The sequence below is a fragment of the Auritidibacter ignavus genome, from assembly GCF_003703835.1.
GTDB classification, from domain to species: domain Bacteria; phylum Actinomycetota; class Actinomycetes; order Actinomycetales; family Micrococcaceae; genus Auritidibacter; species Auritidibacter ignavus.
In genome coordinates, this window is record NZ_RDQR01000006.1 from 18232 (window position 1) to 31789 (window position 13558).

Annotated in this window: 13 protein-coding genes and 2 tRNA genes; 4 read left to right on the plus strand and 11 right to left on the minus strand. The window is 55.7% G+C overall.

What is annotated here, in order from left to right:
• Positions 1-1371 precede the first annotated feature (1371 nt).
• The 5 genes from DYI20_RS04645 to DYI20_RS04670 form a co-directional block, all read right to left on the minus strand.
• Positions 1372-1980: a hypothetical protein gene (locus DYI20_RS04645; protein ID WP_208392285.1), complete on the minus strand. Its 609-nt coding sequence runs from the start codon at positions 1978-1980 to the stop codon at positions 1372-1374.
• Between the two features lie 664 nt (positions 1981-2644).
• Positions 2645-2929, minus strand: coding sequence for a hypothetical protein (locus DYI20_RS04655; RefSeq protein WP_122548959.1), 285 nt, complete (start codon positions 2927-2929; stop codon positions 2645-2647).
• Between the two features lie 9 nt (positions 2930-2938).
• On the minus strand, positions 2939-3463 hold the full coding sequence (locus DYI20_RS04660) for an EndoU domain-containing protein (RefSeq protein WP_166769955.1): 525 nt from the start codon (positions 3461-3463) through the stop codon (positions 2939-2941).
• Between the two features lie 345 nt (positions 3464-3808).
• Complete coding sequence (locus DYI20_RS04665; protein WP_166769956.1) at positions 3809-4171, minus strand: DUF4282 domain-containing protein; 363 nt, start codon at positions 4169-4171, stop codon at positions 3809-3811.
• A gap of 47 nt (positions 4172-4218) precedes the next feature.
• The gene (locus DYI20_RS04670; protein WP_110099186.1) at positions 4219-4890 is read right to left on the minus strand and encodes a pyridoxamine 5'-phosphate oxidase family protein; all 672 of its coding nucleotides are present in this window, start codon (positions 4888-4890) and stop codon (positions 4219-4221) included.
• Positions 4891-5150: 260 nt separating this feature from the next.
• Between DYI20_RS04670 and nrdI the strand changes: the two genes are divergently transcribed.
• The 4 genes from nrdI to DYI20_RS04690 are packed head-to-tail and all read left to right on the plus strand — an operon-like array spanning position 5151 to position 9463.
• Entirely contained in the window at positions 5151-5600 is a 450-nt protein-coding gene (gene nrdI, locus DYI20_RS04675; RefSeq protein WP_210403498.1) for a class Ib ribonucleoside-diphosphate reductase assembly flavoprotein NrdI, read from the plus strand.
• 16 nt (positions 5601-5616) lie between these two features.
• The gene (nrdE, locus tag DYI20_RS04680; RefSeq protein WP_122548960.1) at positions 5617-7773 is read left to right on the plus strand and encodes a class 1b ribonucleoside-diphosphate reductase subunit alpha; all 2157 of its coding nucleotides are present in this window, start codon (positions 5617-5619) and stop codon (positions 7771-7773) included.
• Positions 7774-7806: 33 nt separating this feature from the next.
• The gene (gene nrdF, locus DYI20_RS04685; protein ID WP_110100929.1) at positions 7807-8832 is read left to right on the plus strand and encodes a class 1b ribonucleoside-diphosphate reductase subunit beta; all 1026 of its coding nucleotides are present in this window, start codon (positions 7807-7809) and stop codon (positions 8830-8832) included.
• A 55-nt stretch (positions 8833-8887) separates the two neighbouring features.
• On the plus strand, positions 8888-9463 hold the full coding sequence (locus DYI20_RS04690; protein WP_110100928.1) for an NADPH-dependent FMN reductase: 576 nt from the start codon (positions 8888-8890) through the stop codon (positions 9461-9463).
• Positions 9464-9626: 163 nt separating this feature from the next.
• On the opposite strand, the gene DYI20_RS12295 is transcribed toward DYI20_RS04690, so the two are convergent.
• The 6 genes from DYI20_RS12295 to gyrA form a co-directional block, all read right to left on the minus strand.
• Positions 9627-9866, minus strand: coding sequence for a hypothetical protein (locus tag DYI20_RS12295; RefSeq protein ID WP_110099181.1), 240 nt, complete (start codon positions 9864-9866; stop codon positions 9627-9629).
• Positions 9867-9939: 73 nt separating this feature from the next.
• Positions 9940-10015: transfer RNA gene (locus tag DYI20_RS04700), tRNA-Ala, on the minus strand.
• A gap of 6 nt (positions 10016-10021) precedes the next feature.
• The gene (locus DYI20_RS12770; protein WP_255410756.1) at positions 10022-10147 is read right to left on the minus strand and encodes a hypothetical protein; all 126 of its coding nucleotides are present in this window, start codon (positions 10145-10147) and stop codon (positions 10022-10024) included.
• Between the two features lie 26 nt (positions 10148-10173).
• Positions 10174-10250: transfer RNA gene (locus tag DYI20_RS04705), tRNA-Ile, on the minus strand.
• A 72-nt stretch (positions 10251-10322) separates the two neighbouring features.
• Complete coding sequence (locus DYI20_RS04710; protein WP_110110659.1) at positions 10323-10919, minus strand: DUF3566 domain-containing protein; 597 nt, start codon at positions 10917-10919, stop codon at positions 10323-10325.
• The gene (gene gyrA / locus DYI20_RS04715; RefSeq protein WP_244924657.1) at positions 10916-13432 is read right to left on the minus strand and encodes a DNA gyrase subunit A; all 2517 of its coding nucleotides are present in this window, start codon (positions 13430-13432) and stop codon (positions 10916-10918) included. Before gyrA ends, DYI20_RS04710 begins: the two co-directional genes overlap by 4 nt.
• Between the last annotated feature and the right edge of the window lie 126 nt (positions 13433-13558).

A 13558-nucleotide genomic window follows, 5' to 3' on the forward strand; every position in this document is an offset into this window, starting at 1 on the left:
CCTGCGCCGGAGTTCGACGAATCGCTCATGCGCCTCCCCACCGGATGGGCCACCAGCCCCGACCACGGCCTGACTGACAACCCGAGAAACACGGCGCTCGGCAACTGGGTTCTACCAATCCAATCCGTTGCTGGGGTCGCACGGATGTTGTGACCTCGACGCAGCATTCTTCTCTCCCCGGATCTGGCACTCGGCCGCCGTGATCTGTGGCTGATGTTCGTCACGCCCTCGTTCAGGAGTCGTCCAGGAATCGTCCGGGCAATGACGGTTGTATAGATTTCCTAGCCCGCACACCTTGTGCGAGCGAATAGAGGGGAAGCAACATGAGTGCCCAAATGAGATCGCGGAGCAGGTCGTGGAACATCTGGAGTGGCTACAGCAGCCTTGTCCACGCTGGTGCCATTGCGACCACAGCGGCCAGGAACATCCGACAGACCGCAAGCGTCTGGCCGATCAGCCGTTCGCGACCCTCATCACCCAGGAGCCCGAGCACCGGGAGCAACGCGAATTCAAGGACTCGATTAAGGCTGAAGATATGGCGATTGCCGTGTATCGAAAGAGAGGAGAGACTACGAGGTCTGGTTACGCATCGTGAACGACAGAGAGCACGTCGAGATCAATCTGGAGAGCTCAGCCCGACTGAACGCTTCGCTCAACGCGTTCATCGTCGAGGTCATCGTGTCGTCGGGCTAGATTCGATCTCGTTTCCCTTGCGAGTGGCGTGCCCTAATAATCCCCAATGGGGCAGGATGCGCGCATACTCTAAAGCCGACACAACTAAGCGGGTGCGAGGTGAGGGTCTGCAACAGGAAACACCGACATAAAACAATGCAACGGCATATAGTTAGGCAACCAGAACCCCCGAAGATCGAGTGATCCATGTCAAAATCAGCATTCGTTACAGCCACTCAGCCACGCAATCGCTAATCATCATTTGGGGAACCGGGTTCGGATACCACCTCACCGAAATCAATCAAAAGGCGCCTAAGCAGGGAGGCAAACTGCTCCGTACCAGGCGGGAAATCTGGCCACCTCTCCTTCAGATCATTCACAGACGCGAACGGTTTCGAAACATCGCCCTGTCTCCCCGTCATAACCACCCCTGCGACTCATCTACTCCCTGTACTACCTGACAGGATCATGATTTGTTTCCACGCTTAGCCCGTGACCATTATCCCTGTTTGCGCCCGGGGCTCTTGCTCTGATCAGGCAGGGACTCGACGTCACCGGTCTGAGCTCCCCTCGATCCTGCAGCTGGCTCGGACCGTTTAGTAGGCGTCTTCGCGATTTGGTCTTGTTTGCTCCGGTGGGTGGCCGCCGTCTCCGGCACAGTGACCATCACACCACTAGCAAGAGTTACACGCACTGCCATTAACCCTCACTACCAGCAGTTTCAACAGTCTTAACCAGAGCGAACCTGTCCGCGAAGACGTACCAGCCGTAGACGATTTCCAACCGTAGTGCGATCTGGTTGTGGCGGGACAAGGCACCCTGACCGTCCGGGTCGCCGTACATGATCTTCTCGACCGGGAACTCGCGTTGGACACCCCAGCGGATACCATTCGTGAAGTCACCGAGGATCCCTCGCACACCAGTATCAGTGGTCGCCTCTGGGCGCTCAGAAACGGTGTCTCCTTTGGCGGTGTTAAGTCCCAGGAAGGAGCTGATGCCTGCGCCCAGTCCCAGATTCGGGTACCGTTGAGTCCCCGATGGGGAACCATCAGCGTTCTTGGTCTGCAAGTTCGATAATTCCCAGGTCAGTCGCGGGACAATCGCAAACCCATGGACCGACACCGGCCGGTCTCGATTGATCAACAGCCCGGCGGTAGCGCGCACCACCTGGTCTGGTTCAACAGATGCAGACAGCTCCGCGGAGTACTCGGTAGCACCCACGTAGTGATCCCAGGCCGTGATTTCAGTACCAGTCAACGGATTGATCCGGCGATACAGGCCCAGATCCAGGGCACGAGACAGTGCCATGGAGCCTGCTCAGCTGGTGGTCCTCATCGGCCCACTGGACTTCCTCATTGAACCGCATCGTGACCTGAGCTTTCTTCAGAGTTGCGGTCACCGAAGTAAACCCACCAGTGGTAGCAGACTTCTCCGCACCCTCCGTCACAAACTCAGCCACCGTCGAGGTGTTGATGTGTCCTTGATCAGCCCATCCGCCACCGTGCGAGGCATCAGCATCTTCGCTGTCTCAGTAGTAAAAATAGCGATCACAAACACGCGCTTCCAAAGCGTCACAAAACAAAGAGTATTACCCCCGAAGGACACTCACCGTCCCTGGTCATCACCGCCAGCACACACACGCCAGCGCCTGACGTCATCATCATCATTCGTGTTAAGCCGAGACCACCCATTTAGCCGCCTCGTAGAAGATCCTGAGCAAACTTCTGTTGCTCAGAAATCCGCGCTTTACCAGCAGATCCACTGGTGGAGCCCCACGCGCCCCCACACCGGCATAACCACCAGCCTTGACCCCAGCATTTTGACAGAACGCTTCGAGCAACGCCTTAGCATGCTCGGTGATCTCGCCCTCGCGATGACCGCGTACCACTAAAAACCCCGGAAACCACGCCAGCAACCGGGTACAACAAAACCCCGCACCAGTTACTGGTACGGGGCACTAAAAACTGGGGCCTTAGGCCACCTGTTGCTTGTTCAACTCACGAAGAAGCGAGACATCATCAAATACAGGCTCATCATTCGGTTCTTCCTCGTCAAACATCAGACTAGCTTGAACGAGCAACTCCTCTGGTATTTTTATTGACTCTTCTACGGCCACGTCAAGACAAAACAACACAGCAATACCGAGCTCTCGGTGCTGAGACGCATTCACCGCTTCTTCTAGTACTGGATTCGACTCTCCAACAGCGTCAACAACCACGCTGTACAAAGACTTAAAAACTTCGTAGGAGCTCCACATGGTCTTATTCTACTTCCTGGGGTCAAGATCCGGGTAAGCGCTAATAATGTAGCGTAGCCCGCCGTGTTTTCTCCGACCAGTCGCCACCTTGAACGGCACCCCATCCACCGTGTACTTATGGATAAGGTTACCCCGTGACTTGTTTGGCTTACCGTAGGTGATGGTGTCATCAATCGCATGCACAATATCTTCGTGAGACCAATCGCGGGGGAACTCGGTTCTGGGAACACCTTCAGCTAACTCAAAAATCCACCCGTACCCGGCCCCATGACCGCCAAGCCCGTCTGGTGCTTCAGGCGTCGAACTGTTACGCCGTTCTCCGTAGAGGATGTGGTTCCATTGCTTCGAATCAAGGGGCTCAAACCCCTCAGGCTGTAGTTTTGGCGGGTTCTTCGGGTTCCTAGGCGGGATCTTCTTACCATAAGTGAACCCGTCAGGATACTGTTCACGAAGTCTCTCTAACGCCTCGCCCCGGTGCTTATCCCATTTCGCGTACGGTACTCTACCGTCATCTGTAGTTTTCTGATTATCCACACATCTTTTCCTAAGCTGTTTCGCAACATATTTATAATCGATAATGCTTCAATTTCACTCAGTATTTATTGCGTCATTATTAATCAATAGATCGTGCTCAGCGGATTGGTTGTTTCAGCCGATGAAGGATTGTCATAGATGATCCCCAGAAAGCCATCGCCACCGTGCGGATCATGTCGTTATGCAGGGCCATCGCCAGCCGGAATCTCGCCTGGGTGGACGCATTCCCCCGCAACCAGTTGATCGGGATGAATGTTCTCAATCGCGATCTGCGGAGAGGAATAGCACACCGCATCCCCCACACGGGTGATCGTCGCTTTGAAACAGCCGGACCAGCTGTACAAATTAGCCTCGCTGCCCCACTTCGTCACGCAATTTCTGAATTTCTTGACGTGTACCAGCAGTATTCTGCGCGGTGCGAATCGTCGCGATGAATAGCTCCAGCACCACACGGAACAACACGAGCTGAATGACGGGAATGATCCATCCAATCAGCAACCACAGTACGCCAATCAGCGCGACACCTGTCGCCATGATGGTAAATGCCGGCACTAGCCAACCAATGATCAGGGAGATGCCGACCAGAACGAGGATCAAAATATAGATGATCTTCGTGAACTTGACCGTCACGAAACTATCGAACGACAGATCAAACAGGCAGGCGACGAAGCCTTTGTTTTCTTCTGCTGATCGTCGTGCAAAGTCCAACAGCAGTTTTTCAGGTTATTGTCAGGAACGCTAGAGTTCATCGTTGCCTACGCGCTGACGTCCAACATCTCCGCCTCGTGCAGGTGGATCAAGACCGCTGCAGCGGGTGGGCTTACGTCCTGCGCACGAGCGAAAGTCACGGCTGCCTCGAACACGTCTCCGTTGTGATGAACCTCGGGTAGTCCCACAAACCGATAACCCGTAAAGTTGTCCTGATCAATTACGGCAACCGTGGCGACCGATCCAGCGCGGAAATTTGCCAGGTGCCGACCGGTTGGCGGTTCGTAATAAAAGAGTGTGCGTTCATCCCAAATACGAAGCGAACTCGTTGGTCCAACCGCAGGAGCCCCTTCCGGTGTAGCCGTAGCCAGCACCGGAATGTCCGTCTCAAGCAGAGCTCGCATGTGCCCCGTCAAGCGAAAACCACCACGCAGTCGCCCCGCGAATCCTTCGGCAAATGCCGCGCTATCACGAACAAATGGTGAACCCAACGGTGGCGCACCGGCGCGGAGGGACGCGTCAAGGAATCGCTCCATCTTCTCAGGATCTTCGTCTCGCAGAAACACCACCAACATACGCAACAGTCCATGCACCGTGGTGGCTGGGTCCGCTGAAGTCTCCAAAAGTCGCATCGCAGCCTGGTGATTGCCCGCCCGCGCTTGCTGAAACAAGCCAATTGATTCCAACCAAATGCCATCGCGCCACGTCTCTACTGTCACGTTTACTCCGATCTGGCTACTGACTGTTTGGTGTGAGTACCTCGCTACGCTCCATCATATGTTCGCCATGCCGTAGTTACAAACACAGCTAGCACGTAGACACGGAACCTATCGTGTGATACTACTAGATATGCGCCTAATTAGTTCATCAACACACAAGATATTGTGTTTTTATGATGTCCGCTTCAGTCAATGAGTGAGGAGAGATCGCTGTGCATACTCCAGCGAAGAAACCCCCGGATGCACTCCCGGTTCGAGAAATACCAGTCAAAGAGTCCCCGGATCTGGTGTATTTTTCCAGCGTTTCGGAGAACACCCATCGCTTCGTGGAGCAGCTGAACCGACCGGCCATACGAATTCCGCTGCGCCCGAGAAGTGAAGGGTATATCCGTGTCTCACGCCCTTTCGTGCTCGTTGTCCCCACCTACGGGGGTGGGGAGCGCTCTGGTGCGGTACCCAAGCAGGTGATCAAATTCCTCAACGACCCGATCAATCGGTCTTTGATCCGCGGTGTGATCACGGCGGGAAACACCAATTTCGGTCAGCACTACTGTCTGGCCGGACCGATCATCTCCGCCAAATGCAAGGTACCGGAGCTGTATCGCTTTGAACTCTTAGGAACGCGGCGCGACATCGAGCTGGTGGACACCGGACTGACTCGCTTCTGGGACCAAGCCGACTCCCAAACCTTTACCTCCACTCCAAGCTAAGTCGAAAGGAAACGGTATGACGATACCCACCACGGATGCTCCTGAGGTCACCGGAATCGGTGAGCGCAGGGACTACCACGCACTCAACGCCGAGCTGAACCTGTTTGCTGCTGACGGCTCGATCCAGTTTGATAAGGATCGCCAAGCAACCCAGGCGTACCTGGATCAGCACGTGGCCCCCAACACCAAACGCTTTGATTCAGTGTGGGAAAGACTGCACTGGTTGGTGGACAACGACTACTACGAGAAAGATTTCCTCGCCGCGTACTCAGAAGAGTTCGTCACCGCTGTATACGAGCGTGCCGAGAACGCCGGTCACCGTTTCCAGACCTTCTTGGGCGCCTTCAAGTTCTTTACAGCGTACGCTCTGAAAACCTTTGACGGATCCCAGTATTTGGAGGGGTACCCCCAGCGAGTCGCTACCACGGCTCTATACCTGGGTCACGGGGACGAAGTATTGGCTACCCAGCTGGTTGATGAGATGATGTCTGGCCGTTTTCAACCGGCTACGCCCACCTTCCTCAACGCCGGAAAAGCCCAACGCGGTGAACTAGTTTCGTGCTTTTTGCTGAGGATGGAAGACAATCTGGAATCCATTGGTCGCAGTGTCAACTCTGCGCTACAACTGTCTAAACGGGGCGGCGGAGTAGCGCTACTGCTGTCAAACCTTCGTGAGGCGGGGGCGCCGATCAAGAAGATCGAAAACCAGGCTTCCGGAGTTGTTCCCGTGATGAAGATCCTGGAAGACTCATTTTCCTACGCCAACCAGCTAGGGGCACGCCAAGGCGCAGGTGCGGTGTATCTACACGCCCACCATCCCGATATTCTGCGGTTTCTCGACACCAAGCGTGAGAACGCCGACGAGAAAATCCGTATCAAGACGCTTTCTCTTGGTGTCGTCATCCCGGATGTGACGTTCCATCTTGCCAAGGCTAATAAGGACATGAACTTGTTCAGTCCCTACGACGTTGAGCGCGAATACGGAACCCCACTATCAGACCTGTCAGTCAACGATCACTATGACGAGCTGGTCGCCAATCCACGGATCCGCAAGTCCACCATCAAGGCCCGTGAGTTCTTCAAAACCCTGGCTGAGCTACAGTTCGAGTCCGGTTACCCCTACGTACTGTTTGAAGACACGGTGAACCGCGCTAATCCACTCCAGGGCCGGATTAACATGTCCAACCTGTGCAGCGAAATTCTGCAGGTAAATACACCATCCCGCTACGATGGCGCCATCGGCTACCAGGAAGTCGGTCGTGATATTTCGTGCAATCTGGGTTCACTAAATATCGTCGCGGCGATGGCCTCTCCGGATTTCAGTGCCACGGTGGAGACGGCCGTTCGGGCACTCACCAGTGTCTCAGATCAGACCAACGTGGATGCTGTTCCGTCAGTAGCTGCCGGTAACGAAGCCTCACACGCCATCGGGCTAGGCCAGATGAACCTGCACGGCTACCTGGCCTCTCAACGCATCCATTATGGTTCCGAGGAGGGCATCGATTTCACCGACATCTACTTCCTGACTGTCACCTATCATGCCTTGCGTGCCTCGAACCGGCTGGCGATTGAACGTGGGAAGGCCTTCGAGGGTTTTGAAACCTCGTCCTATGCCGACGGTAGCTATTTCGACAAGTACACCGAGAAAGAGTGGCAGCCAGCCACCCAACGAGTCCGGGATCTGTTCGCGAGCGCTGGGGTCGCCATCCCGTCGCGCGAAGACTGGGAGAAGCTGCGTGGCTCGGTGACAGAACACGGGATCTATAACGCCTATCTGCAGGCCATCCCGCCCACGGGTTCCATCTCGTATGTCAACAACTCCACCGCCTCGATCCATCCGGTGGCGGCCAAGATCGAGATCCGTAAGGAGGGAAAGCTCGGCCGAGTCTATTACCCGGCACCGCATATGACCCACGACAATCTGGAGTTCTACCAAGATGCCTACGAGATTGGATACGAAAAGATCATCGACACCTACGCCGCCGCGACACAGCACGTGGATCAGGGGCTGTCGTTGACGCTGTTCTTCCGAGATACCGCCACTACCCGCGACATTAATAAGGCTCAGATTTATGCCTGGCGTTCCGGTATCAAGACTCTCTACTACATCCGATTGCGCCAGCCGGCCCTGGGAGGCACAGAAATCGAGAACTGTGTCTCCTGCGCCCTGTAACCACTGACCACCCTATCTGTCGAAAGAAGAACGATGACTGCGACCCATTCCAACCGTCCACTCACCGAAATCTCCGTGACCCCACCGTCCTACCGCCACGACCCCACTGCCCGGTTGCGCCCGATCAACTGGAACCGCGTCGACGATGAGAAAGATCTCGAGGTCTGGAATCGACTCACGGCAAATTTCTGGCTACCAGAAAAAGTGCCCCTCTCCCATGACATTCCCGCCTGGCAGAAGCTCACCGAAGAAGAACGCACCTTGACCATGCGCGTCTTCACGGGGCTCACGATGCTCGATACCGTCCAGGCCACCGTCGGGGAGATTTGTCAGATTCAGGATGCACGCACCGAGCATGAAGAGGCGATCTATACCAATATCGCGTTCATGCAGTCCGTACACGCGCGCTCCTATTCATCGGTATTCTCGACTCTGACCTCAACACCGGAGATCGACAATGCCTATCGGTGGGCGGTCAACAATGACCTGCTGCAACAACGGTGCAAGAAGGTGTTGGCTCACTATTATGGCGACGACCCGCTGAAACGCAAGGTGTCCTCGACCCTGTTGTCGTCACTGTTGCTTTATGCGGGTTTCTATCTGCCGTTGCATTTCTCGGTCCACGCCACGCTGACCAATACTGCCGATATGATTCGGCTGATCCTGCGTGATAAGGCAGTCCATGGGTACTACTCCGGCTATAAGTACCAACGGGGTTTGGAAGCCCGCACGGCTAGTCAACAGAAGGAAATGCGAGAGTTCACCCTCAACCTGCTGGACGATCTCTACGAGCTAGAGCTGCAATATTCCGGTGAACTCTATGAGCCTCTGGGACTGATGGATGACGTTGCCGTCTTCGTGCGGTATAACGCCAATAAAGCACTGATGAACCTGGGGTATCCGCCGCGCTTCTCGTCAGAAGAAACCGAGGTCAATCCCGAAATCCTCGCCGCTTTGGCTCCCGGGGCGGACGAAAACCACGATTTCTTCTCCGGGTCTGGTTCCTCCTACGTGATCGGCACAGCCGAGGATACCAGCGATGACGACTGGGACTTCTAAACTCGACCCCATACCTCTTCACCTCTTCGAGGATGAGCACAAGAAAGGAATTTCGATGACCAAGAACATCTCCGTGCTTGTCGGTAGTCTGCGTCGTGGCTCTTATGCCCGCAAGATCGCCCGCAATGTGCTTGACTACTTCCCCGGCGGCTATACCGCTCAAATCGTGGAGATCCGGGATCTGCCCCTCTACGATTTCGACTACGATGACCCAGAGGTCACCGATAAACCGACCCCTGAGCAGTACACGAACTTCCGAAACACCATTAAGAATTCCGACGGTGTCATGTTCGTCACCGCAGAAAATAACCGCACCATTCCGGCCTGCTTGAAGAATGCTGTTGATATCGGTTCCAAACCGAATAGTGATGTCGCGTGGAAGGGTCTGCCCGCCGGAATCATCAGCCACTCGGTGGGACGTATGGGTGGCTATAGCTCACAGAAGAATCTGCGGTTGGCCCTGTCCTACTTTGACATGCCCACCCCCGGCCAGCCGGAGGTCTTCTTGGGGCAGTCTCCGGCTCTGCTTGATGACAACGACCAATTTGTCCAAGACTCCACTGTTGAGTTTCTTCAGGACTACGTGAAGCGTTTTGTCGAAATCGTCGAAGAGGTGGCACATAAGAAATAAGCCACAGAGCAAACTCCTACGACGGCGGCAGTTCCAGGATCGGTGTGTTCGTCATATCGCCATGACGAGCGTGAGAACTGCACCAATGATGATACAGCATCTAGATCACGGGTGCGAATAAACGCTTGATTCAATCATCTCGTCATCATCAGAATGCTTTCGATCAGGATGCCGTTCGGAAGAGCTGGTCAATGCTCAATCCGTGCTCGTCGTGCAGGACATCAGCATTGCCGGTGACAGAGACGAGAGCTGAAGATTTGTTCGGGAGTCGACCTGGCACGGAGTCGGAGAGGGCTCCCGAGAGGGCCGCTTCTTGCGACTGGAGCTCAGCGACCGGATCCTGTGCGAGGTCGTTTCGGACTTGAGGCAAGGCTCGTGGGTTTTTGATGACCTCAGTGATCATAACGAGGTTCGCACGCCTGAAAACCTAGTCATGTCACCCACATAAAAAAGAACCGCACCATCGTGCGGTTCTTTGGTGGAGGTAAGGGGACTCGAACCCCTAACCCTCTGCTTGCAAAGCAGATGCGCTACCAGTTGCGCCATACCCCCAAGTGTTTAGTTGGGTGGGACCTCATCAGTCGCCTCTTCCCAGATAGTCCGGGTTTTCACGTCTCGGGCGATGACAAATCCTAACGCACCAGCTCCAAGCGCCACTGCGAGGGTCACGATGAGTTTCTTCATGTGATCTCCTGTGGTCTTGGTGTCGGTGGTGGGCGTACCAGGACTTGAACCTGGGACCTCTTCGTTATCAGCGAAGCGCTCTAACCGCCTGAGCTATACGCCCGAACCTATCTCGAGGTCGCCCTCAAGACGAGAACCTACCTTACCCGGAATTTAACAGAACTCCAAATCCGGTTCAGTCATCGGTGAGCGTGACGCCCACACCTCCAACGAGGGAGGCTGAAATGTTGTAGATCAAGGCTGCCAGGATGGACAGCAACGTAATTAAGACCACGTTCACCACGGCAATAATGGTCGACACGGAGGCCACCTGGCTGAGTGAGACGAGCTCTTGGATAGTCTGTCCACCGCCCTCAGTGCCCAGGATGGTTCCGATCAGGGCGTTGACCTCGTCGAAGATGCCGGTCAAATCCATCACGGTCCACAACACCACGCCGGCCACCACGGTAACCACACCGAAGGCAACGGAGAGCAGGAAGGAGATCTTCAACACCGACCACAAGTCAATCTTGGCGAGTACCAGCTTGGCTCGACGCACCTTGGCTTTCGGTGCAGGACGCACCAAACCTTTGGTATTCTTCTTGCCTTTAGGCGCGTTCGACCCCGCAGTGGGCTTTGTGCCAGCTGGGGCAGCCGGTGCTACTTTCTTCGGACCTTGAGTCTGACGGGCAGGTTTTTTGCCCTGCGGGGCTGTTCTGACCTGCTGTTGAGGGACTTGAGGTGGCTGTCCAGAGGGCTTTTTCTGTGGCCCTGGAGTGCTCGATTGACTCACGACTGTCCTTCCTCCGTACGGTGATCAGTTTCCAAGGCTACTTCAGAATTCTGATCAGTGGGCTCAAGACCGACAGTGTCCGGCGTCTTGTCAACATTGTCCACATCGGGTTCTTGATCAATCGGGTGGTTTAGCGCCACGGCAACAATGGAATCCTTGGGACCTGGCTTGGCAAAGATGACGCCCATGGTGTTGCGACCTCGGATCGGCACCTGCGATACCGCTGAGCGGACCACGTTACCGGACTTCATGACCACCAGCACCTGCTGGTCTTCGGTGACCACGAGTCCACCGACCAGCCCACCACGGGCTTCTTGCAGGTTGGCGACCTTAATGCCGTACCCGCCGCGGTTCTGCAACCGATACTCATCAGCTGAGGTGCGCTTGGCGTATCCGCCATCGGTGACTGTGAAGATATAGGAGTCATCACAGATCACGCCCATGCTCAACAACTCGTCATCGTCCTTGAATTTCATGCCGGTGACACCCGAGGTGGCCCGGCCCATGGGACGCAACGCCTCATCGGTTGCGGTGAACCGCAGGGACTGACCGTTACGAGAGATCAACACCAGATCATCGTCGGCGCTGACCAGTTGGGCTGCGACCACTTCATCGTCTTCGCGCAATTTGATCGCGATGACACCGGCAGTGCGTGGCGAGTCGTAATCTTCCAAGCGGGTCTTTTTCACCAGTCCCTGCTTGGTGGCCAGCGCCAAGTAGGGCTGATCCTGGTAGGTCTTCAACGTCAGGACCTGGGCAATGTATTCATCGGGCTGGAAGGCCATCACATTAGCCACGTGCTGACCCTTGGCATCGCGACCGGCCTCTTGCAACTCGTAGGCCTTGACTCGGTAGACGCGACCAAAGTTGGTAAAGAATAAGATCCAGTGGTGGGTGGAGGTGGTGAAGAAATGCTCCACCACGTCTTCACCCTTTAGCTGTGCACCGCGGACACCCTTACCGCCACGGTTCTGAGCGCGGTAGTGGTCGATCCGGGTGCGTTTGACGTAACCGCCACGGGTAATGGTGATGACCATTTCCTCTTCGGGGATAAGGTCCTCCATCGACACGTCACCGTCATAACCATAGAGGATTTCGGTGCGACGCTCGTCGCCGTGGCGCTCGATGATCTCGCTCATTTCTTCGGAGATGACCTCGCGCTGACGGATCGGGGAGCCCAGGATCTCGTTGTACTCGGCGATCTTGGCCTGAAGCTCGTCGTATTCATCCTGAATATTCTGCGCTTCTAGCGCAGCCAGTTGTCGCAACTGCATCAGCAGGATCGCACGGGCCTGATCATCATCGATGTCCAGTAGCGTCTTGAGTTCTTCACGGGCGACATCGGCCGAGGCTGAGGCGCGAATGGTCGCAATAACCTCATCGAGCATGTCCAGAGCTTTAAGCAGACCACGCAGAATGTGGGCGCGTTCTTCGGCCTTGCGCTTACGGTAGGCGGTACGACGCACGATGACATCGACCTGGTGTTTCACCCAATAGTGGATGAACCCATCCAGCGACAGGGTCCGCGGGACTCCATCAACCAGTGCCAACATATTGGCCGAGAAGTTTTCCTGTAGAGCGGTGTGCTTATACAGGTTATTCAACACGACCTTGGGCACCGCATCGCGCTTGAGCACAATGACCAGCCGTTGTCCGGTGCGACCCGAGGTCTCATCGCGCAGATCTGCAATGCCGGACAGCTTGCCGTCCCGGACCATTTCGGCGATCCTGGAGGCCAGATTATCTGGGTTGGTCAGATACGGTAGCTCGGTGACCACCAGGCAGGTTCGGCCCTGGATCTCCTCGACGTTAACCACTGCGCGCATGGTGATCGAACCACGCCCGGTCCGGTAGGCCTGCTCAATACCCTGGTGGCCCAAGATCTGTGCCCCGGTCGGGAAGTCAGGACCTTTGATGCGTTTCAGCAGTTCTTCTAAGAGTTCTTCCCGACTGGCTTCGGGGTGGTCCAAATACCACTGGACACCATCGGCCAGTTCCCGCAGGTTATGTGGCGGGATATTGGTGGCCATTCCGACCGCAATACCCGAAGAGCCATTGGCCAACAGGTTCGGGAACCGGGCAGGTAGCACCGTGGGTTCTTGTTGCCGACCGTCGTAGTTGTCCTGAAAGTCCACGGTATCTTCGTCAATATCGCGGACCATCTCCATCGCCAGGGGGGCCATTTTGGTCTCGGTATACCGTTGGGCGGCGGCACCGTCGTTGCCAGCTGAACCAAAGTTGCCCTGACCCTGGGCCAGTGGGTAGCGCATCACCCAGTCTTGGATCAGACGCACCAGCGCATGGTAGATGGCCGAGTCACCGTGGGGGTGGTAATTACCCATCACGTCACCGACCACACGGGCCGACTTAGAAAAGGAGCGGTCCGGACGGTAACCGCCATCGTACATGCCGTAAAGCACACGACGGTGGACCGGCTTGAGACCATCGCGCACATCCGGCAGAGCACGTCCGACGATCACGGCCATGGCGTAATCGAGGTAGGAGCGTTTCATCTCCGACTCGAGATCGATGTGTTCGACCTTGTCTGGATTGATGATCTCTGGAGGTAGTTCGTCACTCACGCTGTTTTAATCCTTGGGTTTTCCAACACGGGCTTCTTCGGACTCGCAGGCAGCACG

Coding starts and splice junctions, on each gene's coding strand:
- DYI20_RS04645 (WP_208392285.1), bottom strand. CDS start 1,980: ATGGCACTGTCTCGTGCCCTGGATCTGGGCCTGTATCGCCGGATCAAT.
- DYI20_RS04655 (WP_122548959.1), bottom strand. CDS start 2,929: ATGTGGAGCTCCTACGAAGTTTTTAAGTCTTTGTACAGCGTGGTTGTT.
- nrdE (WP_122548960.1), top strand. CDS start 5,617: ATGACGATACCCACCACGGATGCTCCTGAGGTCACCGGAATCGGTGAG.
- nrdF (WP_110100929.1), top strand. CDS start 7,807: ATGACTGCGACCCATTCCAACCGTCCACTCACCGAAATCTCCGTGACC.
- DYI20_RS04690 (WP_110100928.1), top strand. CDS start 8,888: ATGACCAAGAACATCTCCGTGCTTGTCGGTAGTCTGCGTCGTGGCTCT.
- DYI20_RS12295 (WP_110099181.1), bottom strand. CDS start 9,866: ATGATCACTGAGGTCATCAAAAACCCACGAGCCTTGCCTCAAGTCCGA.
- DYI20_RS12770 (WP_255410756.1), bottom strand. CDS start 10,147: ATGAAGAAACTCATCGTGACCCTCGCAGTGGCGCTTGGAGCTGGTGCG.
- gyrA (WP_244924657.1), bottom strand. CDS start 13,432: ATGAAACGCTCCTACCTCGATTACGCCATGGCCGTGATCGTCGGACGT.